The 20867-nt window shown below is 53.0% G+C and carries 22 protein-coding genes and 3 pseudogenes; 16 read left to right on the forward strand and 9 right to left on the reverse strand.

Annotated features, from left to right (window positions below):
- The first annotated feature begins 89 nt into the window (after positions 1-89).
- From JCM12308_RS23405 to JCM12308_RS30905, 11 genes and pseudogenes are all read left to right on the forward strand, one after another.
- Positions 90-1658 (forward strand): bifunctional aminoglycoside phosphotransferase/ATP-binding protein, encoded by a 1569-nt coding sequence (locus JCM12308_RS23405; protein ID WP_208609033.1) that lies wholly within the window; start codon positions 90-92, stop codon positions 1656-1658.
- A gap of 142 nt (positions 1659-1800) precedes the next feature.
- Complete coding sequence (locus JCM12308_RS23410; protein ID WP_083417033.1) at positions 1801-2121, forward strand: FeoA family protein; 321 nt, start codon at positions 1801-1803, stop codon at positions 2119-2121.
- Positions 2118-4460, forward strand: a complete 2343-nt coding sequence (gene feoB / locus JCM12308_RS23415; RefSeq protein WP_054785250.1) for a ferrous iron transport protein B — start codon at positions 2118-2120, stop codon at positions 4458-4460. Before JCM12308_RS23410 ends, feoB begins: the two co-directional genes overlap by 4 nt.
- Position 4461: 1 nt before the next feature.
- Positions 4462-4695, forward strand: coding sequence for a FeoC-like transcriptional regulator (locus JCM12308_RS23420; protein ID WP_054785251.1), 234 nt, complete (start codon positions 4462-4464; stop codon positions 4693-4695).
- Positions 4696-4829: 134 nt separating this feature from the next.
- The gene (locus tag JCM12308_RS23425) at positions 4830-5213 is read left to right on the forward strand and encodes a DUF805 domain-containing protein (protein ID WP_208609032.1); all 384 of its coding nucleotides are present in this window, start codon (positions 4830-4832) and stop codon (positions 5211-5213) included.
- 92 nt (positions 5214-5305) lie between these two features.
- The gene (locus JCM12308_RS23430) at positions 5306-5677 is read left to right on the forward strand and encodes a DUF805 domain-containing protein (RefSeq protein ID WP_054785253.1); all 372 of its coding nucleotides are present in this window, start codon (positions 5306-5308) and stop codon (positions 5675-5677) included.
- A gap of 251 nt (positions 5678-5928) precedes the next feature.
- Positions 5929-7338: a cytochrome ubiquinol oxidase subunit I gene (locus tag JCM12308_RS23435; RefSeq protein ID WP_083417031.1), complete on the forward strand. Its 1410-nt coding sequence runs from the start codon at positions 5929-5931 to the stop codon at positions 7336-7338.
- Positions 7310-8333: pseudogene (cydB, locus tag JCM12308_RS23440) on the forward strand (cytochrome d ubiquinol oxidase subunit II). The gene JCM12308_RS23435 and the pseudogene cydB overlap by 29 nt, the downstream one beginning before the upstream one ends.
- Complete coding sequence (locus JCM12308_RS27980; protein ID WP_014284191.1) at positions 8333-8464, forward strand: DUF2474 family protein; 132 nt, start codon at positions 8333-8335, stop codon at positions 8462-8464. Before cydB ends, JCM12308_RS27980 begins: the two are co-directional and overlap by 1 nt.
- Positions 8465-8934: 470 nt before the next feature.
- On the forward strand, positions 8935-9444 hold the full coding sequence (locus JCM12308_RS30900; protein WP_208978896.1) for a metallophosphoesterase: 510 nt from the start codon (positions 8935-8937) through the stop codon (positions 9442-9444).
- Positions 9426-9752, forward strand: a complete 327-nt coding sequence (locus tag JCM12308_RS30905) for a metallophosphoesterase family protein (protein WP_208978897.1) — start codon at positions 9426-9428, stop codon at positions 9750-9752. Before JCM12308_RS30900 ends, JCM12308_RS30905 begins: the two co-directional genes overlap by 19 nt.
- On the opposite strand, the gene JCM12308_RS33130 is transcribed toward JCM12308_RS30905, so the two are convergent.
- From JCM12308_RS33130 to JCM12308_RS30920, 6 genes and pseudogenes are all read right to left on the reverse strand, one after another.
- Positions 9749-10081, reverse strand: coding sequence for an isochorismatase family protein (locus JCM12308_RS33130; RefSeq protein ID WP_208978898.1), 333 nt, complete (start codon positions 10079-10081; stop codon positions 9749-9751). The two genes, JCM12308_RS30905 and JCM12308_RS33130, sit on opposite strands and share 4 nt — an antisense overlap.
- The gene (locus JCM12308_RS23450) at positions 9991-10446 is read right to left on the reverse strand and encodes an isochorismatase family protein (protein ID WP_208978899.1); all 456 of its coding nucleotides are present in this window, start codon (positions 10444-10446) and stop codon (positions 9991-9993) included. The genes JCM12308_RS33130 and JCM12308_RS23450 overlap by 91 nt, the downstream gene beginning before the upstream one ends.
- A 127-nt stretch (positions 10447-10573) precedes the next feature.
- Positions 10574-11378: pseudogene (gene panB, locus JCM12308_RS23455) on the reverse strand (3-methyl-2-oxobutanoate hydroxymethyltransferase).
- Positions 11379-11695: 317 nt separating this feature from the next.
- Complete coding sequence (locus tag JCM12308_RS33135) at positions 11696-12040, reverse strand: helix-turn-helix domain-containing protein (RefSeq protein WP_373282412.1); 345 nt, start codon at positions 12038-12040, stop codon at positions 11696-11698.
- A gap of 111 nt (positions 12041-12151) precedes the next feature.
- A pseudogene (locus tag JCM12308_RS33140) lies at positions 12152-12552 on the reverse strand (AraC family transcriptional regulator ligand-binding domain-containing protein); the annotation flags it as partial.
- Positions 12553-12569: 17 nt separating this feature from the next.
- Entirely contained in the window at positions 12570-12758 is a 189-nt protein-coding gene (locus JCM12308_RS30920) for a hypothetical protein (protein WP_208978901.1), read from the reverse strand.
- A 147-nt stretch (positions 12759-12905) separates the two neighbouring features.
- Between JCM12308_RS30920 and JCM12308_RS32580 the strand changes: the two genes are divergently transcribed.
- The 4 genes from JCM12308_RS32580 (at position 12906) to JCM12308_RS23475 (ending at position 16317) form a co-directional block, all read left to right on the forward strand.
- Positions 12906-13373: an NAD(P)-binding protein gene (locus JCM12308_RS32580; RefSeq protein ID WP_208978902.1), complete on the forward strand. Its 468-nt coding sequence runs from the start codon at positions 12906-12908 to the stop codon at positions 13371-13373.
- 34 nt (positions 13374-13407) lie between these two features.
- Entirely contained in the window at positions 13408-14286 is an 879-nt protein-coding gene (locus JCM12308_RS23465; protein ID WP_280138419.1) for an NAD(P)/FAD-dependent oxidoreductase, read from the forward strand.
- Entirely contained in the window at positions 14283-15203 is a 921-nt protein-coding gene (locus tag JCM12308_RS23470; RefSeq protein ID WP_054785254.1) for an SDR family NAD(P)-dependent oxidoreductase, read from the forward strand. Before JCM12308_RS23465 ends, JCM12308_RS23470 begins: the two co-directional genes overlap by 4 nt.
- 133 nt (positions 15204-15336) lie before the next feature.
- Entirely contained in the window at positions 15337-16317 is a 981-nt protein-coding gene (locus JCM12308_RS23475; RefSeq protein WP_054785255.1) for a hypothetical protein, read from the forward strand.
- 10 nt (positions 16318-16327) lie between these two features.
- Here JCM12308_RS23475 and JCM12308_RS23480 read toward each other — a convergent pair whose 3' ends face one another.
- From JCM12308_RS23480 to JCM12308_RS23490, 3 genes are all read right to left on the reverse strand, one after another.
- Positions 16328-17641: an NAD(P)/FAD-dependent oxidoreductase gene (locus tag JCM12308_RS23480; protein ID WP_054785256.1), complete on the reverse strand. Its 1314-nt coding sequence runs from the start codon at positions 17639-17641 to the stop codon at positions 16328-16330.
- 60 nt (positions 17642-17701) lie between these two features.
- Positions 17702-18442, reverse strand: a complete 741-nt coding sequence (locus JCM12308_RS23485; protein ID WP_054785257.1) for a glutamine amidotransferase-related protein — start codon at positions 18440-18442, stop codon at positions 17702-17704.
- A 115-nt stretch (positions 18443-18557) separates the two neighbouring features.
- The gene (locus JCM12308_RS23490) at positions 18558-19472 is read right to left on the reverse strand and encodes a Rossmann-fold NAD(P)-binding domain-containing protein (RefSeq protein ID WP_054785258.1); all 915 of its coding nucleotides are present in this window, start codon (positions 19470-19472) and stop codon (positions 18558-18560) included.
- A gap of 91 nt (positions 19473-19563) precedes the next feature.
- Here JCM12308_RS23490 and JCM12308_RS23495 point away from each other — a divergent pair, with 91 nt between their 5' ends.
- Positions 19564-20460 (forward strand): LysR family transcriptional regulator, encoded by an 897-nt coding sequence (locus tag JCM12308_RS23495; RefSeq protein WP_054785259.1) that lies wholly within the window; start codon positions 19564-19566, stop codon positions 20458-20460.
- Positions 20461-20867: the final 407 nt, after the last annotated feature.

The raw sequence follows: 20867 nt of genomic DNA on the forward strand, positions 1-20867 counted from the left end.
ATACCTCCTAAGCCCGATTGATAGATTGGCAATTGCAGCCTGAAGGTGCACAACACCTATAGATTTGCGCAGTTTCGATGGATGGACCCATGACCGCTGATAGTTTTGACGTGGATACCCTGACCCAAAGCGATATCATTGGCTTCTTCTCTTCCCCCGACGCGCACAGGGGGCAAGAGGTCAAACGCATCGATACGCATGCAAACATTGCTTTCCTTGTTGGGAATGACGCCTACAAGATGAAGCGGGATGTGAAGTTTCCATTTCTCGATTACTCCAGCCTTGAGAAACGCAAAAGCGCGTGTGAAGCGGAGATCCGGCTCAACAGTCAGTATGCACCACAGATCTACCGCAGTACCCTGCCCATTACATTGGAGCGGGATGGTTCTCTGGAACTTGCCGGCCAAGGGGACGTTGTGGAGTGGGTGGTTCACATGAACCGCTTCAACGAGCACCTTGGGCTAGACCGAGTTGCTGAGGAAAAGGGGATCAGCCGTGAGTTGGCTCTTGATCTTGCCAAGTTGATGGTGGATGCCCACAGTCGGACGACACAGCGGGAAGCGCAGCCATGGATCGAAGATCTGTTGGCCTATACCAATCAGAACCTTGATGCATTTCAGGAGTTCCCTCAGTTCTTTCCAGCAGATCAGGTGATCGCGCTCGATAAAGCGGCACGAGAAGAACATACGTTCATTGAGAGTATTATACTGAAGCGCGGCGAACATGGGCTTGTGCGGCTCAACCATGGAGATGCGCATCTGGCTAACATTGTGATGCATGATGGCAAGCCGCTGCTGTTTGATGCTGTTGAGTTTGATGATGCGATCGCGACCGGAGATGTGCTGTACGATCTGGCGTTTCTGCTGCTGGATCTTTGTGAGCGGAAAGAGCCTGAAGCGGCGAATGTGGTGCTCAATGCTTATCTGCAGCAAACGCATGAACTCAGACATCTGGAAGACATACGCGTATTGCGGTTCTATCTCATGATGCGTGCCGCTATCCGCGCCAAGATTGGGGCGGCTGCTTCGTTGCATCAGGAAGGAGCAACACGCCGGAAGACTGAGGGGCAGGCGCAGGAGTACTTCAGGATCTGCCAAAGAGCTCTGGCGCCGACACCTCCGGTTCTCTGTGTGGTTGGTGGATTGTCTGGAACAGGTAAGACGACACTTGCGCAAGGACTGGCGCCGAAGCTTGGGCGGATGCCCGGTGCGGTGCATTTGCGGACAGATGTTATCCGCAAAGAGATGCTGGAGATTGGTGAAGCGGATAAGGCCAGCAAGGACACCTACACTCCAGAATTCTCCGCGAAGGTTTATACTGAACTGCTGCGGCGGGCCGAGATGGTTTTGGCCGCCGGGCATTCGGTGATCATTGATGGCGTTTATGGCAAGCCCGCTGAGAGAGACTCAGTTGAGCAACTTGCCAAGAAAACCAACGCTGAGTTCATAGGGATTTGGCTTGAAGCTGACGTTGAGACGCTTATCAACCGCGTTGATGCGCGACACGGCGACGCATCGGATGCAGATGCAGAGGTGGTGCGTTTGCAGCAGACCTACGACTTAGGCGAGATTCATTGGGCAAAGCTGGACAGCAGCAAATCCAAAGAAGCTGTTTTAGAACAAGCGTGTAGCGTGACCGGACTGGAACCGGCTCTCTGATATTCCATTTTTTACAGGAATTACAAAGTGATAGCTGAGCTTTTTGGTTCACGACAACGCTCGCGAATTTGATTGCTGTCAATGCAAGTCATTCGCAATTGCAGTTCCATGTCTTCAAGAACTAAGATTTTTGGAGACGTAGATGTCTTTGCTAGCCAGAGAAACATTCGAGCAAGCACCCCACAAAGAAGTCTTCGCACCCTACCGCGAAACGTTCGTTCCACCCGTGCAGGCTAAGCCGCTGACCGAAGCGCGTGCTGGTGTTGAACTGAAAGTCGTTCGCCTTGGAAGAGATCGGGCAGATGCTTTGAAGCTGCGCTCGCTTGGTCTGACCAGTGATCGTTCGCTTACTATTTTTGAAGGAAGTGGCTCGCGGGCACGTATCCTTTCCATTGGCTCGCAGCGCGTTGCTGTTGGTGTTGATCTGGCTGACACCATTTTGGTGGAAGAGGTCAGCCAATGAGCTGTCACGACACCGCCTCTTGTCGCTGCGATGACAAACCCCAAGTCCATCTGCTCGGCACTGCAAACTCCGGTAAATCCAGTCTGTTCAACAAGCTGACAGGCCGCAGTCAGGTCATCGGCAACTGGCCGGGCGTCACAGTAGACCGTAAAACCGGCATTTGTGAAACGCAGAGTATAGATCTGGCTCTGCTGGATTTGCCAGGTGTGGCTACGCTTTCCTCCCCTGAAGATGACCGCATTGACGAGCGTATTACCCGTCAGGCGCTTTTGTCTGATCGCCCGGCCGCTCTGGCTGTTGTGCTTGATCCAATTGCACTGGAACGCTCTCTTGCCATTTTGCTTCAGGCATTGGCGTTTGATGTGCCAATTGTTGCAGTGCTGACGAAAGCAGATTTGTGGCCCGCCGGCGTTTTGCAGGCCGCTGCGGATCGTCTTTCTGCTGCGCTTGCCATGCCTGTTATCGCAACTTCAGTTCATGACGAGCATTCTCTGGCAGGTCTGCGTGATGAGCTGTCTACGGCGGTTCGTTCTCCTGAGGCTCCTTCCCGCCTGCTGACGGATCCATTTGATCTGATCAAACCTGTCAAAGAACTGGCCGAGGAAATAGCGAAGCTGGCTCCTGAGCTGTCCTCTCAGTCCATGCCTTTGGCTCATCGCCTGATGGAAGGTGACAAGCTGGCCCGTCAGATGGTTCCAGAAGCAGTTCTGGAAAAGGCACAGGATGTTTCCAGGAAATGTGAGCTTCGTCTGCAAGATCCAACCGAACTGGTGATGGCGACGAGCTACTTCAACCGCGCCTACTCGCTTTCACAGTTGATGGAGCTGCCTGAGCCTCAGGATGTGCGCGGCTTCTCAGACAAGATTGACCGTTTCGTGCTTTCCAAATGGGCTGGCCCATTTGTGTTCCTTGGTGCGATGTATGCGATGTTCTTCATCGCGATTAATGTTTCCTCCTACTTCATCGATCTGTTTGATGGACTGGGAGATGCCTTGTTTATCCAGACACCACTGAGTCTGCTTTACGCAGTTGGGCTTGAAGGTGGTGCGCTGGAAATGCTGATCACAGCGATTGGCGGAGGTTTACAAACCGTCGGTACGTTCGCCCCTATCGTCGGTATACTATTCCTCTGCCAGATTTTCCTTGAGCAAAGCGGCTACATGGCTCGTGCGGCAGTGGTTGCCGATGGGCTGATGCGCCGGATTGGTTTGCCAGGCCGCGCGTTCCTGCCGCTTATTCTGGGCTTTGGTTGCACTGTGCCAGCGGTTGTGGCGACCCGTACGCTGGAAACAGAACGTGAGCGTGTGGTGACATCCATGATGGCGCCGTTCATGTCCTGTGGCGCTCGCTTGCCGGTTTATGCTCTGTTTGCAGCCGCGTTCTTCCCGGTCAATGGTCAGAACATCGTATTCGCGCTGTATCTGCTGGGTGTGGGCGTTGCGATCTTTACAGGGTGGGCGCTGTCCAACTCCTTCTATAAAGGCCAGTCCACCAGCCTTGCTATTGAGCTGCCAACCTATCAGATGCCGCAGTTTGCGCAGGTGATGAAGCTGGTCTGGACACGTCTGAAGATCTTCCTGTTTGGTGCTGGTAAGATCATTGTGACTGTTGTGGCTGTGCTGACGATCCTGAACTCCGTGGACTTCAAAGGAAACGTTGGCAACGAGGCCAATGGCAACTCTGTGCTCGCCGTTGTTTCCAAACAGGTCACCCCGATCTTCTCTCCAATGGGACTGAGCGAAGATGACTGGCCAGCAACTGTTGGTCTCGTGACTGGCATCTTTGCAAAGGAAGCCGTGGTTGGCACCTTGCAGACGCTTTATGTCACCACAGATGAGGAAGGCGGTGCTCCTGCTCCATTGGAGACTGCCCAGGACGCGATCAACACCTTCACCACCAGCATTGTGGATCTGACTTCTCAGATGCTTGATCCGCTTGGGATCGATATCGGTGATACCTCCAGCTACTCCATTGCGGCTGAAGAGCAAGAAGTTGAAGTTGGCTTGTTCACCGCGCTTGCTGCGCACTTTGATGGCAAGGTTGGCGCGTTTGCCTACATGATTGCAGTTCTGCTTTACATTCCTTGTACTGCGGCTTTGGCAACCATCTGGCGTGAGGTTGGACGCAACTGGGCACTGTTTGCAGCCGGTTGGACCACCCTGCTCGCTTACTCCGGCGCTTCTCTGGCTTATCAGATCGGCACTTTTGCTCGCCATCCGACATCCTCTGCAATCTGGATCGTTGTCCTGCTCGCATCCATTGTTGGAGTATTGGTGTTCATGCGCCAGAAAGCGGACAACACTGTTGCACAGCGCGCAGCACTGGAGGCAGCAGAATAAGATGTTGCAGCGGATCGAAGGTGTATTGGCAAAACGAGGCGGTGCCACTGTTGGCGAGATTGCTCAGGATATGAACATCCCAAGTGACTTTGCCATGGCTATGGTCTCTCAACTGAAGGCCCTTGGACGGATTGAGGAAGTGGGTTGTTCTTCCAGTGCTTCCTCCAGCAGCTGTGGCAGCTCCTGCGGGGGATGCAGCTTTGCACCAACGGTTCAGTATCAACTAAAGCAATAAGTTCTGCTTAAGCAAACAATCACAAACAGGAGAGTAAGGACACGTTCTTTGCTCTCTTGTTTTGCATTTGGCCTATGCCTCAACTTTCTGGTGAGAAAGCCCACTCTAGCCTTTCCTGCAAAAAGGAGGGTGTTGTGGTTAGCTTTCAAGACGCCATCAAAACCTGTTTCAAAAAATACGCTCACTTCTATGGCCGGGCTACACGTGCAGAGTTCTGGTGGTGGGTTCTCTTCAGTGTTGTGATGAGCCTTCTTGCCGCCGGCTTTGATGCCTTAATCCTAGAGTCTGTTTTTGAGCAGATCCCACCAGACAATAAACATTCATCCGGCCCGATTGGCATGATTGTTTCAGCAGCTCTTCTACTTCCCGGTCTGGCGGTGGGCGTTCGCCGCCTTCATGACGTGAACTATTCAGGCTTCTGGCTGTTTCTCTGGTTCCTGCCAATTATTGGTTGGGCATTTTTGTTTTATTTGCACGTCTTACCATCCCGACAAACCGTGCAGGTCAAATATCAATAGCCTTGCAGCAACTCAGTGATTGCTGCTGAACTTGCTTTTAGGCACCCAGATGCTCAGTCACGCAGACAGATAAATAACGGTGTGAGGACAGGATGACTTTTGAACGCGCCATCAGAACCTGTTTCAAGAAATATGTGCAGTTCACTGGGCGGGCGCCTCGCTCAGAATATTGGTGGTGGGTTCTGTTTGTTCTCATTGTGATGATTACAGCTCACTTGATCGACAACTATGTAATCGCACCCACGCTGGGGTTGCCTGCTGGCAGCGTTCAGGATGGTGCTCCCCTCAGCTCTATTCTGACGATCGCATTCTTCCTGCCCTCACTAGCGGTGGCTGTGAGGCGGCTGCATGACAGCAACAAGTCCGGGTTCTGGTTGCTGATCGCTTTCATACCGATTCTCGGAGAGTTGCTGCTGCTTTATTGGTTTGTGCAGCCCTCATACCAAGGCAAAACCAAATATTAGAATTAGAATGAATACAAACTGGATAGTGCCGCGTTGGATCGGGCATAAGCAAAAATTATGCGACACTTTGCATAGCGCATAGGTCGGAATGCAACTCACTTTTTCAAGGAAACAGTTACTACAGCAAAGACAAGTGCCCTATCTTTTGGGGTGCACTGGTCATGGATCGCGGAAAAAACATAATTATTAACAGTGTTCCGCTACGGAATTCCATGATTTGAAATCAGCACATCCCATCGACAGGTGGTCACATGGACAGTTTAGCAGTTGATCTAGCTCGATTCCAATTTGCTTTTACAATCGCGTTCCATATCATTTTCCCTGCCTTTACTATAGGTCTGGCAAGTTTTCTTGCTGTGCTTGAAGGCTTATGGCTATGGACAGGACGTGATGTATACTTACGGGTCTTCAAGTTCTGGATCGTAATCTTCGCCCTTTCTTTCGCTATGGGTGTCGTTTCCGGCATCGTCATGGCGTATCAATTCGGCACCAACTGGTCTGCTTTTGCAGACAAGACCGGCGCGGTCATCGGGCCGCTCATGGGTTATGAGGTGCTCACAGCGTTCTTCCTGGAAGCCGGTTTCCTCGGCATCATGCTGTTTGGTATGAACCGGGTTGGCAAAAAGCTCCACTTCTTCGCCACCGTGGTTGTTGCCATCGGTACTGCCCTTTCCGCTTTCTGGATCCTTTCCGTGAACAGCTGGATGCAGACGCCTGCTGGCTACGCCATGAATGACGTTGGCCAGTTTGTACCTGCGGATTGGTGGGAGATTATCTTCAACCCCTCCTTCCCATACCGGCTCGTGCACATGGTGCTGGCTGCTTATCTGACCACTGCCTTTGTGGTTGGTGCGGTGGGCGCTTATCACCTGCTACGCAATCGCTTCAATGAATCCGCCCAGGTGATGTTCTCCATGGCCATGTGGATGATCGTGGTGGTCACCCCAATCCAGATGATTGCCGGTGATTATCATGGCCTGAACACTCTGGAGCATCAGCCTGCCAAGGTTGCTGCCATGGAAGGCCACTTTGACTCGCAAGGCCCTGCCCCGCTGATCCTGTTTGGCTGGCCGGATGAGGAAGCTGGCGAGACCAAGTTCAAGGTGGAAATCCCCTATCTTTCCAGCATCATTCTGACCCACAGCCTTGATGGCGTTGTGCCGGGTCTGAATGAGTTTCCTCGGGAAGACTGGCCGCCTGCAGCAATCGTGTTTGTATCCTTCCGCATCATGGTTGGCATTGGTGTCCTGATGCTGCTGGTCGGTCTGTGGGGTCTGTGGTCCCGCGTGCGTGGTCGGCTTTATGAGAGTGAGTGGTTACAGCGTGCGTCTATGGTGATGGGTCCTGCGGGCTTCATCGCGGTGATCGCAGGCTGGACAACAACGGAGGTTGGACGTCAGCCTTATACGGTCTACGGACTGCTCCGAACGGCGGACTCGGTCTCGCCTGTTGAAGCGCCTGCAGTTTGGGCCTCGCTTGTGGTGTTTGTCGCGGTGTACTTCATCGTCTTTGGTGTAGGCATCTTCTACATCTTCCGGGCCATGGCGAAGTCACCAGATGCAAGCCTGGGCGTCGAAGAAGGCGTTCCGGTCAGAACTGCGGGCATTACACCTGCCCAAGCCCTTCAACCGAATGAGGGAGATCGTTCTCATGATGCTTGATTATCCGCTTATCTGGGGTTTTCTCATAGCCGTTGCGATCTTCGCTTATGTTGTGCTGGATGGCTTCGATCTTGGTATCGGGATTTTGTACCCGACCACCAAAGATGCAGATGAACGCACATTGATGATGAACAGTGTTGCCCCGGTCTGGATGGTAACGAGACGTGGCTCATCCTTGGTGGTGGTGGCTTGTTTGCGGTGTTTCCGCTGGCCTACTCCGTCATCATGCCTGCGGTGTATGCACCCATTATCGGCATGTTGATCGGCTTGATCTTCCGTGGTGTGGCCTTTGAGTTCCGCTTCAAATCCTCTGTTGAACGCAGGCCGTTCTGGGATCTGTCCTTCTTTGCAGGTTCCATCGTGGCTGCGTTCTGTCAGGGTCTGGTGCTGGGTACTCTGGTTCAAGGCATTGAAGTGGTGGATCGCACGTACGCCGGTGGCTGGTGGGATTGGCTGACGCCATTTTCCGTCATGACTGGTTTTGCGGTTGTTTCCGGTTACGCCCTTTTGGGATCGACCTGGCTGGTGATGAAGCTGGAAGGTGTACCGCAAGCGCATTTCCGCCGCGTGTCAAAGTACGCAGCACTGTTGCTGATCGCTTTCCTTTTGCTGGTGAGCATCTGGATGCCCTTCATCAATGAGAGCATTATGGAGAAGTGGTTCAGCTTCCCGTATCTGCTTTATACGTTCCCTGTGCCACTTCTCGTCGCGATCACCACGCTGATTTTGTGGCGTGCGCTGATGAGCGATGCGGATTACACGCCGTTCCTCGCCTCACTGGTGCTGTTCCTGCTCACTTATGTGGGACTGGGGATCAACATCTTCCGTATGTGGTGCCACACGTTTACACGCTTTGGGAAGCAGCTGCACCTGACAGCAGTCTGAAGTTCCTGCTTGTGGGGGCGGTCATCCTAATTCCGATGATCCTCGCTTACACGGCCTATGCGTACTACGTGTTCCGCGGCAAGATTAAATCAACGGAGGGTTACCACTGATGACCTCTGACAAGACTGGTGAAGTCGAACTCCCCCTCTGGAAGCGTTTGCTATGGTTTGCAGCCCTTTGGATTGCAGGCGTCGCTTCCGTGACGGTGGTCTCTTATGCCTTGAGAAGCCTGATCATTTAGGCTTTGCGAGACGCGCTTTTTTAAAAAATAAGGGCGTGCTATCCCCATAGCACGCCCTTCTCCCAATGAACCGCTCGCGGTTCCTCCTCCGCTACGGCTCGAAACTGTCTGGAGCCGAATATCTCCCGAAAATTCGCCTCTCATATTTCAGGGGTGTACTGTGATATGTTTTAAAAATCCTTTCAATGCGTCAAAACCCGCAGTTAGGCGATTTTATTGCTCAAAACTGGCGAAAATGAGCAAACCAAGCAGATGCTCATATACGTGCAACGCCTTGTTTTGACAGAGGAACAGATCGACCTCTCCTCCTGATTGTTCTTATTGACGCCTTGCAACCTCTCAGCTGTCATGAAAAGTTCACTTGTTGTTTGAGGCAATAAAGATTAGTCAGCAGCCCAATTTCTTGAAGGCGGCGTTGCCGTTGTTTTGGTTTTACCGATCATTCCGATTATCTCTTTGGAGTAGCATCTATGATTTTCGCGCAGCTCACCGACATTCACATCAAAGCTGGCGGAAAGTTCGCCTACAACTGCGTTGATACGCTGTCCCATCTGCGAAAGGCCGTGGCGCATCTGAACGCGTTCCGGCCCCGGCTGGACTTTGTAGTGATTAGCGGTGATCTCGTGGATCTGGGCAATGCAGATGAGTATGAGCTGTTTCGTCAGGAGATTGATCAGCTAACGATGCCGTTTTATGTGATCCCTGGCAACCATGATCATCGGGATGCGATGCGCGAGGCTTTTGCGGATCATGACTACCTGACCAATGAAGGCGCCCTGCAGTTCTCTATTGAGAAGGATGGTCTGCGGATCATCGGATTGGACACGACCATTCCGGGCAAACATGACGGGCATTTTGATGCTGATAAACAGACATGGCTGCGTGCCGAACTGACAGCGCATAAAGATCAGCCGACGCTCGTATTCATGCATCATCCCCCTTCAAGACCGGCATTGAGCACATGGATGACATCATGCTGATGCGTGCTGAGGAAGACTTCTGGCCTGTTGTCACCGGGCAATCACAGATCCTGCAGATTGCTTGTGGGCATGTGCACCGGGCGATTGAGGTTTTCAAAAACGGTATTCCGGTGAGCATTTGCCCTGCCTCAGGGCATCAGGTGACGCTTGACCTGGAGCCAGATGGAGAACCAAGCTTTGTGATGGATCCACCAGCGGTGCGGATCTTCCGCTGGACCGGAGGCGAGCTGATCAATCACCTGAGCTTTATCGGTGACTTTGGTGGGCGACATCCGTTCTTTGACAAGAACGGTAATCTGATCGACTAGGCTGGGTCTTTCTCAGCTCCAGCATCTGCAGCATTCTCAACGATGTCGTGGGAGACAGCGGCACCCATTTCCTGCAGTGCTTCTTTCTGCAGCTCCCAGGCTTTCTGATTGTAGGCGAGGATTGCCGGATCGCAGAGTTCTACACGATAGCCTCTGTTGAGTGCGCCAATGCTTGTGTTCTTCACGCAGGCATTGCCATCCAAACCGGTAAGGATCAGATGATCAAGCTGATGGGTTTTCAGAAATGCTGAGAGTTCCTGCTCGCCAAAGGCATCACTTTTGGACTTCTCAATATCCAGATCCGGCTTTGCTGTGATGCGGGGATCCATCTGGAGGCCAGCAGAGCCTTGCGCTCCCAGCCCTCCTCCCAGCAAGCGGACCAGAAAGTTGGTGTACCAACCTGATAGACATGCCGGATCGCGATGATTGGCCAGCTTTTTTGCTTGGCCAACTCTGCCAGTGCATTGATCTGATCGAGGCGGGATTGCAGGTACTCGGGATCCCATTTGCGGGAGCCGGTTTCCTTGGTGAAATCGGCCTGTACATCAATGATCAGCAGCGCCGTGCCACGACGATCTTCAGATTTGATTGAGGGACCGTTGGTAGGGGTTTGAATCTTGAGAACACCCCAGAAGGTGTAGGCAGCAAGGGCTGCCAGAGCTAACAGAACTCCCAGAACCAGAATAAGTACCATTCGATCCCCCAAGCCAATTTATGCCTGCAGCTGCACACTATCATGTGGGTGCAGCCCCAAAACATTTATGGATTTTTGGGGGTAAAACCGCTGAGAGACAAGCTCTTCCCAGCGGTCCTGAGCGGTCTTAGTAGGTTTCGTCAGCAGCTGGGAACTGCTCGCGGCGCACATCATTCGCGAATGCCTTCACACCCAGCTCGATCTGGATTTCAGCTCTGCGTATTTGCGGACAAATTTTGGTGTCTTGTCGAACATGCCGAGCATGTCATCCGTCACGAGGATCTGGCCGTCACAGTCTACAGAGGCGCCAATGCCGATGGTTGGGATTGGCACATTGTCAGAGATCTCGCGGGCAACTTCGTCTTTGGTGCCTTCCACGACAACACAGAATGCGCCAGCTTCAACAACCTGCTTTGCGCATTCCAGCTGCTCCTGGCGGCTTTCTTCGTTTTTGCCAGCAACCTTGTAGCCGCCTTCCACATGCAGATACTGCGGGCGCAAGCGATATGAGCGACAACTGGGATACCGCGATCCACGAGGAAGCGGATGGTTTCAGGAGCTGCGGAGTTGTACTCCAGCTTAACGGCCTGACAGCCAGTTTCCTGCATCACGCGCAGTGCGTTGCGGTAAGCAGCCTGCGGGCTTTCTTCAAAAGAACCGAATGGCATATCGACGACAACGAGCGCATTCTGAGAGCCACGCATAACGGCCTTGCCGTGCATGATCATCATATCCAGCGTGACGGCTGTTGTGTCTGGCAAGCCGTGGAGCACCATGCCAACGCTGTCTCCCACCAGCAGCAGATCGCAGTGTTCATCCAGCATCTGCGCGATTGGCGCAGTATAGGCAGTGAGGCAGACCAGCTTGTGATGGCCTTTTGCCTTCATGATGTCTTTAATGGTTTTCCGCCGAATTGCAGATGTATGAGACATGATTTTAGGTGCCCGTTTCGTTCATCCAAAGCAGCTTGCCCTTGCTCAGAGCTTTTGTACTGCTTGTATCCTTTGTTATCCCGCGCACTCGCTGCCAGTCTGTCAGCACATTTCCTGAGTACGCGTTATTATTATTGGGTTTCGATTTTTGCCTGTGCTTTCAGAGGTATGCCTTTGCGCTACCTCACTGAAAGGCGCGCATCACCCCTCAGAATTGCGCATTGCAACATGTGCCCCTGCGCCTTTATAGGGAATTTTCGGAGAATATTAAATAACGTTGAGAGACCCAATGGAACTTTTGGTGCGGTATGTACCCGTCACAGTTGAGTTGCGGACTTTCTAAACTGACTGGGTGTCTCCCCTGTCCACTGCTTGAAAGCCCTGCGAAACACCCTTGGATCAGAGTAACCCAACTCCGCTGCGATCTGCTCTGAGGACAGGCGAGACCACAACAGCAACTCCATGGCCTGAGACTGACGGATCTGAGAGAGGATGTCCCGGAAGGAGACCTGAGAGGCTGAAAGTTTGCGGCGGAAGCTGCGCTCGCTCATGGAGAAAACACCAGCAATTTCCTCGATGGATGGGTTGTTTTTCAATCGGCGGCGGGCTTCTTCTTCGACAGACTTGAGGAAGTCGAGACGCGTGCTTTCTTCCTGCATCATGCCAGCCAGCAGTGTTTCCACCTCATGCAGAACAAATCGGTCCGCAGTTGCCAATGGTCGTTGCAGGTGGTCTGCATCAAACTCGATAGCATTTCGTGAAGCTTCGAATATGACGGATGAGCCGAGAGCGTCCTGAAACAGGCTCTTCTTTTCAGGTGGTGTCTGCATCATCTCGATACGATTGATCGCTTGCTTGCTTCCTGTGGTGAAACGGACAACGCCCACCATGGCTGCGAACAGCTCCTGAACGAAGAACGTGAGGAGCACAGGTTCATGAAAGCGGCTGCGAGCGATCATAGTGAGGGCGTTGCCGGAGGATGGCTCCAGATCAATCTCCAGCATACTACCGGTGAGACGGTGATACCGGATGCCCAGTTCCAGTGCCTCTCTGCCCGTTGCGCTTGCCATAACGCCAAGCTAACGAGGCCAAGTGAGGTAATGGATTGACGGTGTCCAACGGCCAGACCGAGGCTTTCATCTCCCGTCAAAGCCAGTGCTTTCAGGATGATCAAGCGGCTTTGCTGGTAGGTCAGGCGGGCATCATGTGAGAGGAAGCTGTCGGGTCGGCGTACTGGTCCAGCACCGTGTGCGGCAGGACTTTTTCAGCCGCAATACTGCGCTGCTCCAGCTCTTGCAGCAGGTAGCGCAGCAAGTGTGGTGGCACCTTTGAGCGCTGTGCCACATCTGACAAGGCCAACTGATGATTTTCCGTCTGCATGTCCCCTCCCGCCACGCTCATGCTAGCGGAAACACGGGAGTGACCGCAAGATATGGCCGAAATTGTCCGCCCTACGTCCGTATATGTCCTTCTAATCCACCTTAATCTTCCCCTAAGGTAAACCTTTCACAGTTCGGGGAGGGAACGGTGGAGATTATTGATAGAGGTGACGCGGTTTGCATTGCTGGTGCAGGCCCGGCGGGGCTTGTGATGGCCCGCGCATTACAGCACAACGGCATTGAGTGGGATCAGTTTGATCCAAACCCGGATGTGGGCGGTCTCTGGGACATTAAGCACGAAGGCACTGCGATTTATGAGAGCGCGCATTTCATCAGCTCTCGCAGCTTGTCTGGCTTTGCTGACTTTCCGATGCCGGATCACTTTGCAGATTACCCCAAGCACACAGAGATCCTGAAGTACCTGCATGACTTTGCAGAGGCTTATGGCCTGCGGGAGAAAATCACTTTCTCAACCAAGATTGAAAAACTGACCAAAACCAAGGATGATCGTTGGCAGGTACAGCTCTCCAACGGCGAATGCCGCGAGTACAAGGCTGTTGTTTGTGCCACGGGATCACAGTGGCAGGCCAATATGCCCGCGTTGAAGCTCATTTGATGGCGAGATCCGCCACAGCCAGACCTACAAGAACATTCGTGAGTTTGACGGTAAACGGGTGTTGGTGGTCGGAGCTGGCAATTCTGGCTGCGATATTGCCTGTGATGCGGGCGTGATGGGCGAAAAGGCCTTCATTTCCATGCGGCGTGGCTATCACATCATTCCCAAGCACGTGTTTGGCATGCCTGCCGATGTGTTTGCGGATGGCGGGCCTGATCTGCCGGTTTGGCTGATCCGTCCTTTCTTCACCTTGCTGCTGCGCATGTTCAACGGCAGCCTGCAGCGGTTTGGAATACCCAAGCCAGATCATAAGTTGTTTGAGACCCATCCGCTGCTCAACACCCAACTGGTGCATTCGCTGCAGCACGGGGATGTAACGGTGAAGCCGGATGTGGATCGGCTGGACGGCAAATACGTGGTGTTTAAGGATGGCAGCCGCGAAGAGATTGACCTGATCCTTTGCGCGACTGGCTATAACCAGCAGTTGGATTTTGCGGGTGACTACTTCAGCTATGAAGGCGGGCGGCCCAAGATGTTCATTCAGGCGGCTTCGCGCGAGCACAAAAACCTGTTTGGTATCAGTTACATTGAAACTAACTCCGGCGCTTACAAGCGCTTTGACTACATGGCCGGGCTGGTCGCCAACTATCTGAAGGATCAGCGGGATAATCCTTCCCGTGCCAGCCAGCTGGAGGCGATCATTAGAAGTGAAACGCCTGATCTTTCCGGTGGCATTCATTTCCTGAAAACGGACCGGCACGCTGGCTACTGCGATGCAGTGGCGCACACCAAGTATGTAAAGAAGCTTTATCAGCGGATGGGATGGACGTTCCCGGAGGATATTCGGTTCAAGCGCGCTACCCCCAAATCCAAGCAAGCTCAAACTGCTAAGAAGGCGGAGGTTGCTGCATGAGCACCTATCGTTTTCAGGGGCGAACGGCGGTGATCACCGGTGGTGGCGGTGACATCGCCGGACACATCGCCACGCGTTTGCATGAGCGGGGCATGAACCTGGTGCTGGCAGACAAAAATGGTCGGGCTGCCCGAGAGCTTCAGGCCCGGCTGGATAACCTGCGGGTTCATGTGTTTGAGGGGGATCTGACACAGCGTGATGAGATGGAGTGTCTCTTACGCGAGGTGGAAGAGAACTTTGGCGTGCTGGATGTTCTCATCAACAACATGGCAATCACCAAGGTTGACCGCTTTCATGAGCGCGCACCAGAAAGCATTGAAGAAGAGATTGCTATCAACATGGTCGCCCCTTTGGTATTGAGCCGATTGGCGGTGCCTTATCTGCTGAAGGGTGATGATCCGCGTATCATCACAACCACTTCGCTTGGCGGTATTCAGCCGCTTCGGGAAACACCGATTTATGCGGCGACCAAGTTCGGTTTGCGTGGTGCCATGCTCTCCTTTGCGCTGGATGAGGACCTGCACGGCATCAAGGTGAGCTGCGTTCTGCCCACAGCGACAGACACTTACATGCTGCGGCAAGAAGCGTTGGAAGGTGGCAGTGTGCTCAACTTTATCGATGAGCCTCAGTCACCCAGCGTGGTGGCTGATCAGTTTGTGAAGCATCTGGAAAAGCCATGCCTGGAGCGCTATCCCAAAGCCAGCGATTCCTGGTTGACCCGGTTGGCCATGCTGCTGCCCAATCTGATGCCCCGCATTCTGCCGTTCTTTGAAAAGAAAGGCCGACGCGGCATGGCAAAGTATGTGGCTTCGCTGCGCAGGCAAGGCCTGCTGGTTGAGGTGGACGGCAAACTTTATCAGCGCCAGCGGCTTTATCTGGACAAGCCGGAAATGGAGCAGGAGTTGGAGAAGAGTTAGGTGCTTGTTGCTTGACTCTTCTTAAAGCTCGGCCTGCACTGGTCCCATCATTCAAGCTGGATGTTTTAAATGTCACAACACACGTATAGGTAGGCCTTTATGGTTGGCATCAAACAGATAACTTTGGTGCCCCATGCCCATTTCAAATACCAGCTCTTCACCGCCCGCTATTTCCAGCGGACAGATCCAACAGGACGCGAACATCAGTTCTGCGACGACAAAAGCGGAAGTCCCCAACGAGAGCACTAAAGCCGCGCACGAAGGCAAGACGGGATACTTCTATGCTCCGTTTGTGTCGGAGGACATGCTTACACTCGTGCTAAACACCAATCATGCACGACGCTCAGCAAACAAGGACATTCGTAACATCATTGTGCAAAGTGATGCCGACAAACAGCAACTCGATATGCTCAAGCATCAAATGGCCGAGAAACTCTTCAAAGATGCAGGGCGCCCCCTCGTGATGGGCAACTCACTCATTGCGAAAAACAATGCTACAGAACAAGAGTATATTCAGGCTGTTGGAACTCAGCACTTTGAGGAAGCCCTGAGAGCATCAGAAGACATCGCATGGCGCGCAGATACGCTGAAACGAACTGAAGTTATCAGCAATGAGCACTCACAGATTTTCAGCACATTGAAAAAAGATGAGAGCAAGATTTACATTGTCGGTCATAGCTCGCATGGGTCCGATAAAATCGTTGATGACAGGCAGGGCTCTCAACCAAGGAATGCTATCTCTTCTAAAGAACTCGCCCAACGCCTTTCTCAGGGGGGGCTGAGTAAATCTTTCACGGATGTTCGTGTTGTCGCCTGCTACAGCGCAGATGCACGACAACCAGCCTCATTTGATGCCACAGATCTTCAGCGTGCATCTGAGCGTGAAGTAACGAAGACGTGGTTCTTCGGCCAAGAAAAGGTTGTTGCACAGCCCTTCGCCCAGTCTTTAGCGAATGAACTGAAAAAAGCCGGGTTCGAGCAACCTGAAGTCTCCGGATATCACGGCCGCACAATCATTGAATCAAAAGATGGGCACAGGTACCAACACCTTTCAGAAGACAGTCAAGAACTGATCAGAAGTTCTGAACTCAAACAGATATTTAAGCCAGTTTAGCTCAGTTAGGTTACAGCCTGTCGCGTAGGCTGTAGTAGAGCATGCCGAGGACCATGAGTGGCCAGCGGAAGTGGCGGCCACCGGGGAAGACGTGGGTTGGGACTTTTTCCATCACATCAAACCGGCGGGCTTGTCCGTCGATGGCCTCTGCCATGAGCTGCCCTGCCAGTGTTGCCATGGCGACACCGTGGCCTGAGAAGCCGCTGGCGTTGAGCATGTTGGGAGCGAGCTTTGCAAAGTACGGCATCCGGTTGAGCGTGATGCCCAGCGTGCCGCCCCAGCCGTACTCAATCGGCACATCCTTGAGCTGCGGGTAGATCTGCAACATAGGTTTGCGCACGAAGGCCTTGATGTCCTGCGGGAACTGGAAGCTGTAACTTTCCCCTCCCCCAAACAGCAGGCGATTGTCTGCGGACAGGCGGTAGTAGTTGATCACAAACCGGGAATCCGCCACGGCTGCATCATTGGCGATCAGAGTTCTAGCGAGGTCTTCGCCCAGCGGCTCAGTGGCAATGATGTAGTTGTTGATGGGCATGACCCGTGAGGCGACACGCGTTTCCAGACTGTCGATGTAACCATTGCACGCGAAGACCACATAACGGGCGGTGACCTGACCGTTGGCAAGCTTCAGTCTGGCAGGTTCCCCTTTCTGGATGTCTTGCACCTCTGAGTTCTCAAAGATCTGGACACCTGCGTTTTGACAGGCTTCTGCCAGCCCCAATGCGAAGTTGAGGGGATGGAGGTGTGCGGCGCCCATATCCAGCGTGCCACCGTGATACGCCGTTGTATCGAGCAACTCTTGTATTTCCGCTTTATCTACAAAGCGGATCTGGTCGTAATTGTAAGTGCCTGCAAGCTTTTCGGCATAGGCTTTGCTGTGACTGACGTAGCTTTGTTTGTGGTCGGCATGGAGAATACCGGGTTTCAGATCACAGCTGATCTGGTGTTTGGCAATGAGATCTTTGACCAGAGATTTGGCGGTTTCAGCAAGGATCCAGAGTTCCCGTGCGCGCTCCAGCCCGACAAGGCTTTCCAGTTCATCCTGATCCTTGCGCTGCCCGGTTCCCAGCTGACCGCCATTGCGGCCAGAAGCGCCCCAGCCGACACGGTGTGCATCGAGCAGGTGGACCTTGTAGCCACGCTCAGCCAGATGCAATGCAGAGGAAAGACCAGCGTAGCCTGCACCAATCACGCAGACGTCGCAGGAGTGCTCCCCTTCCAGCACCGGAAAGGAGAACTGCTTGTTTGCAGTCGCGGTGTAGTAGGAAGCAGGGTATTCGCCTGCCTTGTCGTTGGCGTGAAGAAAGCCTTGCGAAATAGCCATGTACATCCCTGATGGGACTTAAGGTTCTCCCCCAAGCCCCCAAGACAGCGCAGGTTTTGGTTAGTGCCCTTCTTGTTTTTCTCGCACGGCAGCCTGCTGAATAAAGTTTACGATCATGTGCGCGACTTCGCTGATCTGCATGGGTGCATCGGAAGACGCAATGGCATGATCGGCAATGTCTTCCGGCAGTGTGTCACCGCGACGTTCTTTGAAGAGAGCGACTGAATAATCCTTGTTGAACTCCGGGTGCCCTTGCAGTGTGAACGCTCTGCCCTTGTAATCAATGGCAGCAAACTCACAGAAGTCAGAGGAGGCTATGACCTCGCCATCTTCCGGCAATCTGGTCACCTGATCCTGATGGTAGGCCTCGATGGAGAAGCTGGTCAGGCCTTCCGGTACCCAACTTGGATTCTCCAAAACGTAGTAGGTGAAGACACCGCAGCCCCAGCCTTTGTCGGACTTTTCAGCCTTCCCGCCCAGCGCTTCTGCGAGGATCTGGTGTCCGAAGCAAATGCCGACGATTGGCACGTGCTCGTCATAGGCGTTTTTAAGGAAAGTTTTGAGCCTGTCGATCCATTCAAGGTCATCATAGACGCCGTGTTTGGAGCCTGTGATCAGCCAGCCGTCGCAATCATGGACGGTTTGAGGCAACTGACCATCCACCACAGGATAGGACATATAGTGCCAGTCGGCCCCCTGCTCTTTTAAGAGCGTTTCGAACATTGACGGGTAATCACCAAAGGTCTTGCTCAGATTTTCAGGTGGTCGGCCAACTTCCAGAATTCCAAGTTTAAAGGTCAAAGAGCACTCCAAAATTCCAAGAGGCAAACGCCGCAAATATATCAGGATGGAATGTCCAGTTATATCCTGTCGGCTTTGCCTCTGTAAACTCTTGGAGGCCACTTGGGTGCAATTCTCATGCAGCTCTTCTGTGCTTGTTGAATGGGATTGGCTTGTTCAACGGGAAGGCTGGCAGATGACTGATGGCGTGTTTTAAGGCTTCCTTTTCCGGTGTTGCCTGAAAGTCAGGGAGCAGCTTGTCGAAGCGTTTTGTATCCATCCAGTGCGGCACATCCCACAGGTAGCGCATTTCCAGCAAGTGCTTTGCCATTGACCAGAATGGTTGGCTCAGGCGGATCATCCACCAGTTGAAACTCTTGATGGCGATCGTCTGGCCTGTGACCGCAGAGAGAGCTTTGCTCATCTCATCGCCTGTCCAGGTGTAGCCGGGAAAGGAGATGTCTTCATAGGTGTTCAGCTGATCGCGCATTTCCAGAAGCAGGGCCGCAGCTCGTGCTATATCTGGCAGATAAGCCCATGCGTGCGGTGCATCTGTTTTGCCGGGATAGATAAGTTTTCCCTTCTCCAGCTTGGTCGCCATGATGAGATCGAACCAGTTGCCGCTTGCAGACGTATCGATGAAGTCTCCGGCACGCAACAGAATGGTTTTCACGCCTGATGTTTTGTAGAGGCGCTCCAGCTCTATTCTTATGAGGCCGAGCTCATTGGTGGCCATTTGAGGTGTTTGCGGGCCGATGGGAGGTTTTATGGTAGGGCCGAAGCAGTAGTTGTTGCCCGGGATGATCACGGTTGCGCCAGACTGCTTTGCGGCTTCTATCACCTGACGGGTGAAGGGCAACACATCCCGCTTCCACTGCGGATATTGTGGGTTTGCGCCGTTGACGATGACGTCCACGCCTTTGGCTGCTTCCACCATGTTTTGCGTCTTACGATCAAACTTGCGGGCTTCCCAACCAGCGGCCTCCAGTTGCTCAATCATGTTTCTGGAAAATCTGCCGGTTGCCCCTAAAATCAAAGCGACAGGTCTCATATCTGGCTCCTGCGTTGTCTTCTTTGATTATGATAGTAAGCGCTTTCTTTGCTATGTAAATTCGATTGAAATGCAGATATGATATTCAATTATGAATAGTAGCTTGCATCATCTTTCCTGGGATCTGATCGGCATTTTCGTGGCTGTGGCGGAGACCGGTAGCCTTTCAGCAGCGGCCAAACAGCTGAACCAGAGCCAGCCGACCATTGGGCGTCAGGTGAAAGCGATTGAGGCTGAGCTGGGCGTCTCCCTGTTCTATCGCCATCAACGCGGGCTTGGGTTGACGGAAGATGGTGAGGCCTTGCTGCCCCATGCCAAAGCGATGCATGCGGCGGCGGCGCAGTTTCTGCTGCATGCGGAGGAGCGGAAGCAGAGCGGATTTGCGGGCTCTGTGCGTGTAACCGCCAGTCAGGTGATTTCCAACTACGTGATGCCCAAGCTGATCGCAGAGTTTCGGCAGGCTTATCCAGAGATCCAGATTGATCTGGTACCGTCTGATGATGCGCAGAACCTGCTGTTTCAGGAAGCGGACATTGCCGTGCGCATGTTTACGCCAACCCAGTTGGACATCGTGGCCAAGAAGATTGGCGAGACGCCGCTGGGGCTGTTCGCCAGCAAGGCGTTCCTTGAGCGCGTTGGCATGCCCATGACCAGAGAGGACCTGTTTGCGCTGGACTGGATTGGTTATGACCGGTCGGACCTGATCCTGCGCGGCATGCAGGAGGCGGGGCTGGAGGTAGACCGGGACTTCTTCAGCGTGCGGTGTGATGACAGGGTGACCTATTGGGAGCTGGTGCGGGCTGGGTGCGGTGTCGGGCTCGGGCAGATCGGGATTGGCGTTGAAGATGACAGCCTTGTTCGCCTTGAACTGGAAGATCCTTTACCTGCTTTGCCTGTTTGGCTGGCCTCCCCTCATACCCTCAAGCAAATTCCACGTATCAAGCTGCTCTTTGATTTCTTAGCTGAGAAACTGCCTAAGCTGTTGTGATTGAGAGCTTCTGAGAGACTTTGGTTCTCTTTGCCAGCATTGCCCCCTCAGAAAGCAGGGAGATTCCTTCCCTTACGGAAATTATCCCATTATCCCCCTTCGTACACACGCCCTGTCTCACACTTTCGGCGATATCTATGCAGGGGGAATTGTCGAGAAAGCTGGAAAAACTGGAGATTCAGCAGGCGCTGATTTTAAAGGCGTAGATTTTACAGTGAGTCTTTTACCGAGAACATTCCTGCAATTTTTGCCCCGTAATTTGACGGTATAAGTTCCCAAGATTGCCACATTTTACTCAGGGTGTTTTCTTAGTTCCCACAAGAACACCGAGACTTCTTAGCGAGAACTGAGAGATAAGACGGACCCAGTAATGCGTTGTATCTGCTTATCTTTCTGCTTCTCGCAAG

The sequence above is a fragment of the Pseudovibrio denitrificans JCM 12308 genome (assembly GCF_001310815.1).
Classification (GTDB): domain Bacteria; phylum Pseudomonadota; class Alphaproteobacteria; order Rhizobiales; family Stappiaceae; genus Pseudovibrio; species Pseudovibrio denitrificans.

Coding starts and splice junctions, on each gene's coding strand:
- JCM12308_RS23405 (WP_208609033.1), top strand. CDS start 90: ATGACCGCTGATAGTTTTGACGTGGATACCCTGACCCAAAGCGATATC.
- JCM12308_RS23410 (WP_083417033.1), top strand. CDS start 1,801: ATGTCTTTGCTAGCCAGAGAAACATTCGAGCAAGCACCCCACAAAGAA.
- feoB (WP_054785250.1), top strand. CDS start 2,118: ATGAGCTGTCACGACACCGCCTCTTGTCGCTGCGATGACAAACCCCAA.
- JCM12308_RS23420 (WP_054785251.1), top strand. CDS start 4,462: ATGTTGCAGCGGATCGAAGGTGTATTGGCAAAACGAGGCGGTGCCACT.
- JCM12308_RS23430 (WP_054785253.1), top strand. CDS start 5,306: ATGACTTTTGAACGCGCCATCAGAACCTGTTTCAAGAAATATGTGCAG.
- JCM12308_RS23435 (WP_083417031.1), top strand. CDS start 5,929: ATGGACAGTTTAGCAGTTGATCTAGCTCGATTCCAATTTGCTTTTACA.
- JCM12308_RS27980 (WP_014284191.1), top strand. CDS start 8,333: ATGACCTCTGACAAGACTGGTGAAGTCGAACTCCCCCTCTGGAAGCGT.
- JCM12308_RS30900 (WP_208978896.1), top strand. CDS start 8,935: ATGATTTTCGCGCAGCTCACCGACATTCACATCAAAGCTGGCGGAAAG.
- JCM12308_RS30905 (WP_208978897.1), top strand. CDS start 9,426: ATGGATGACATCATGCTGATGCGTGCTGAGGAAGACTTCTGGCCTGTT.
- JCM12308_RS33130 (WP_208978898.1), bottom strand. CDS start 10,081: ATGGATCCCCGCATCACAGCAAAGCCGGATCTGGATATTGAGAAGTCC.
- JCM12308_RS23450 (WP_208978899.1), bottom strand. CDS start 10,446: ATGGTACTTATTCTGGTTCTGGGAGTTCTGTTAGCTCTGGCAGCCCTT.
- JCM12308_RS33135 (WP_373282412.1), bottom strand. CDS start 12,040: ATGATGCAGGAAGAAAGCACGCGTCTCGACTTCCTCAAGTCTGTCGAA.
- JCM12308_RS30920 (WP_208978901.1), bottom strand. CDS start 12,758: ATGCAGACGGAAAATCATCAGTTGGCCTTGTCAGATGTGGCACAGCGC.
- JCM12308_RS23470 (WP_054785254.1), top strand. CDS start 14,283: ATGAGCACCTATCGTTTTCAGGGGCGAACGGCGGTGATCACCGGTGGT.
- JCM12308_RS23475 (WP_054785255.1), top strand. CDS start 15,337: ATGCCCATTTCAAATACCAGCTCTTCACCGCCCGCTATTTCCAGCGGA.
- JCM12308_RS23480 (WP_054785256.1), bottom strand. CDS start 17,641: ATGGCTATTTCGCAAGGCTTTCTTCACGCCAACGACAAGGCAGGCGAA.
- JCM12308_RS23490 (WP_054785258.1), bottom strand. CDS start 19,472: ATGAGACCTGTCGCTTTGATTTTAGGGGCAACCGGCAGATTTTCCAGA.
- JCM12308_RS23495 (WP_054785259.1), top strand. CDS start 19,564: ATGAATAGTAGCTTGCATCATCTTTCCTGGGATCTGATCGGCATTTTC.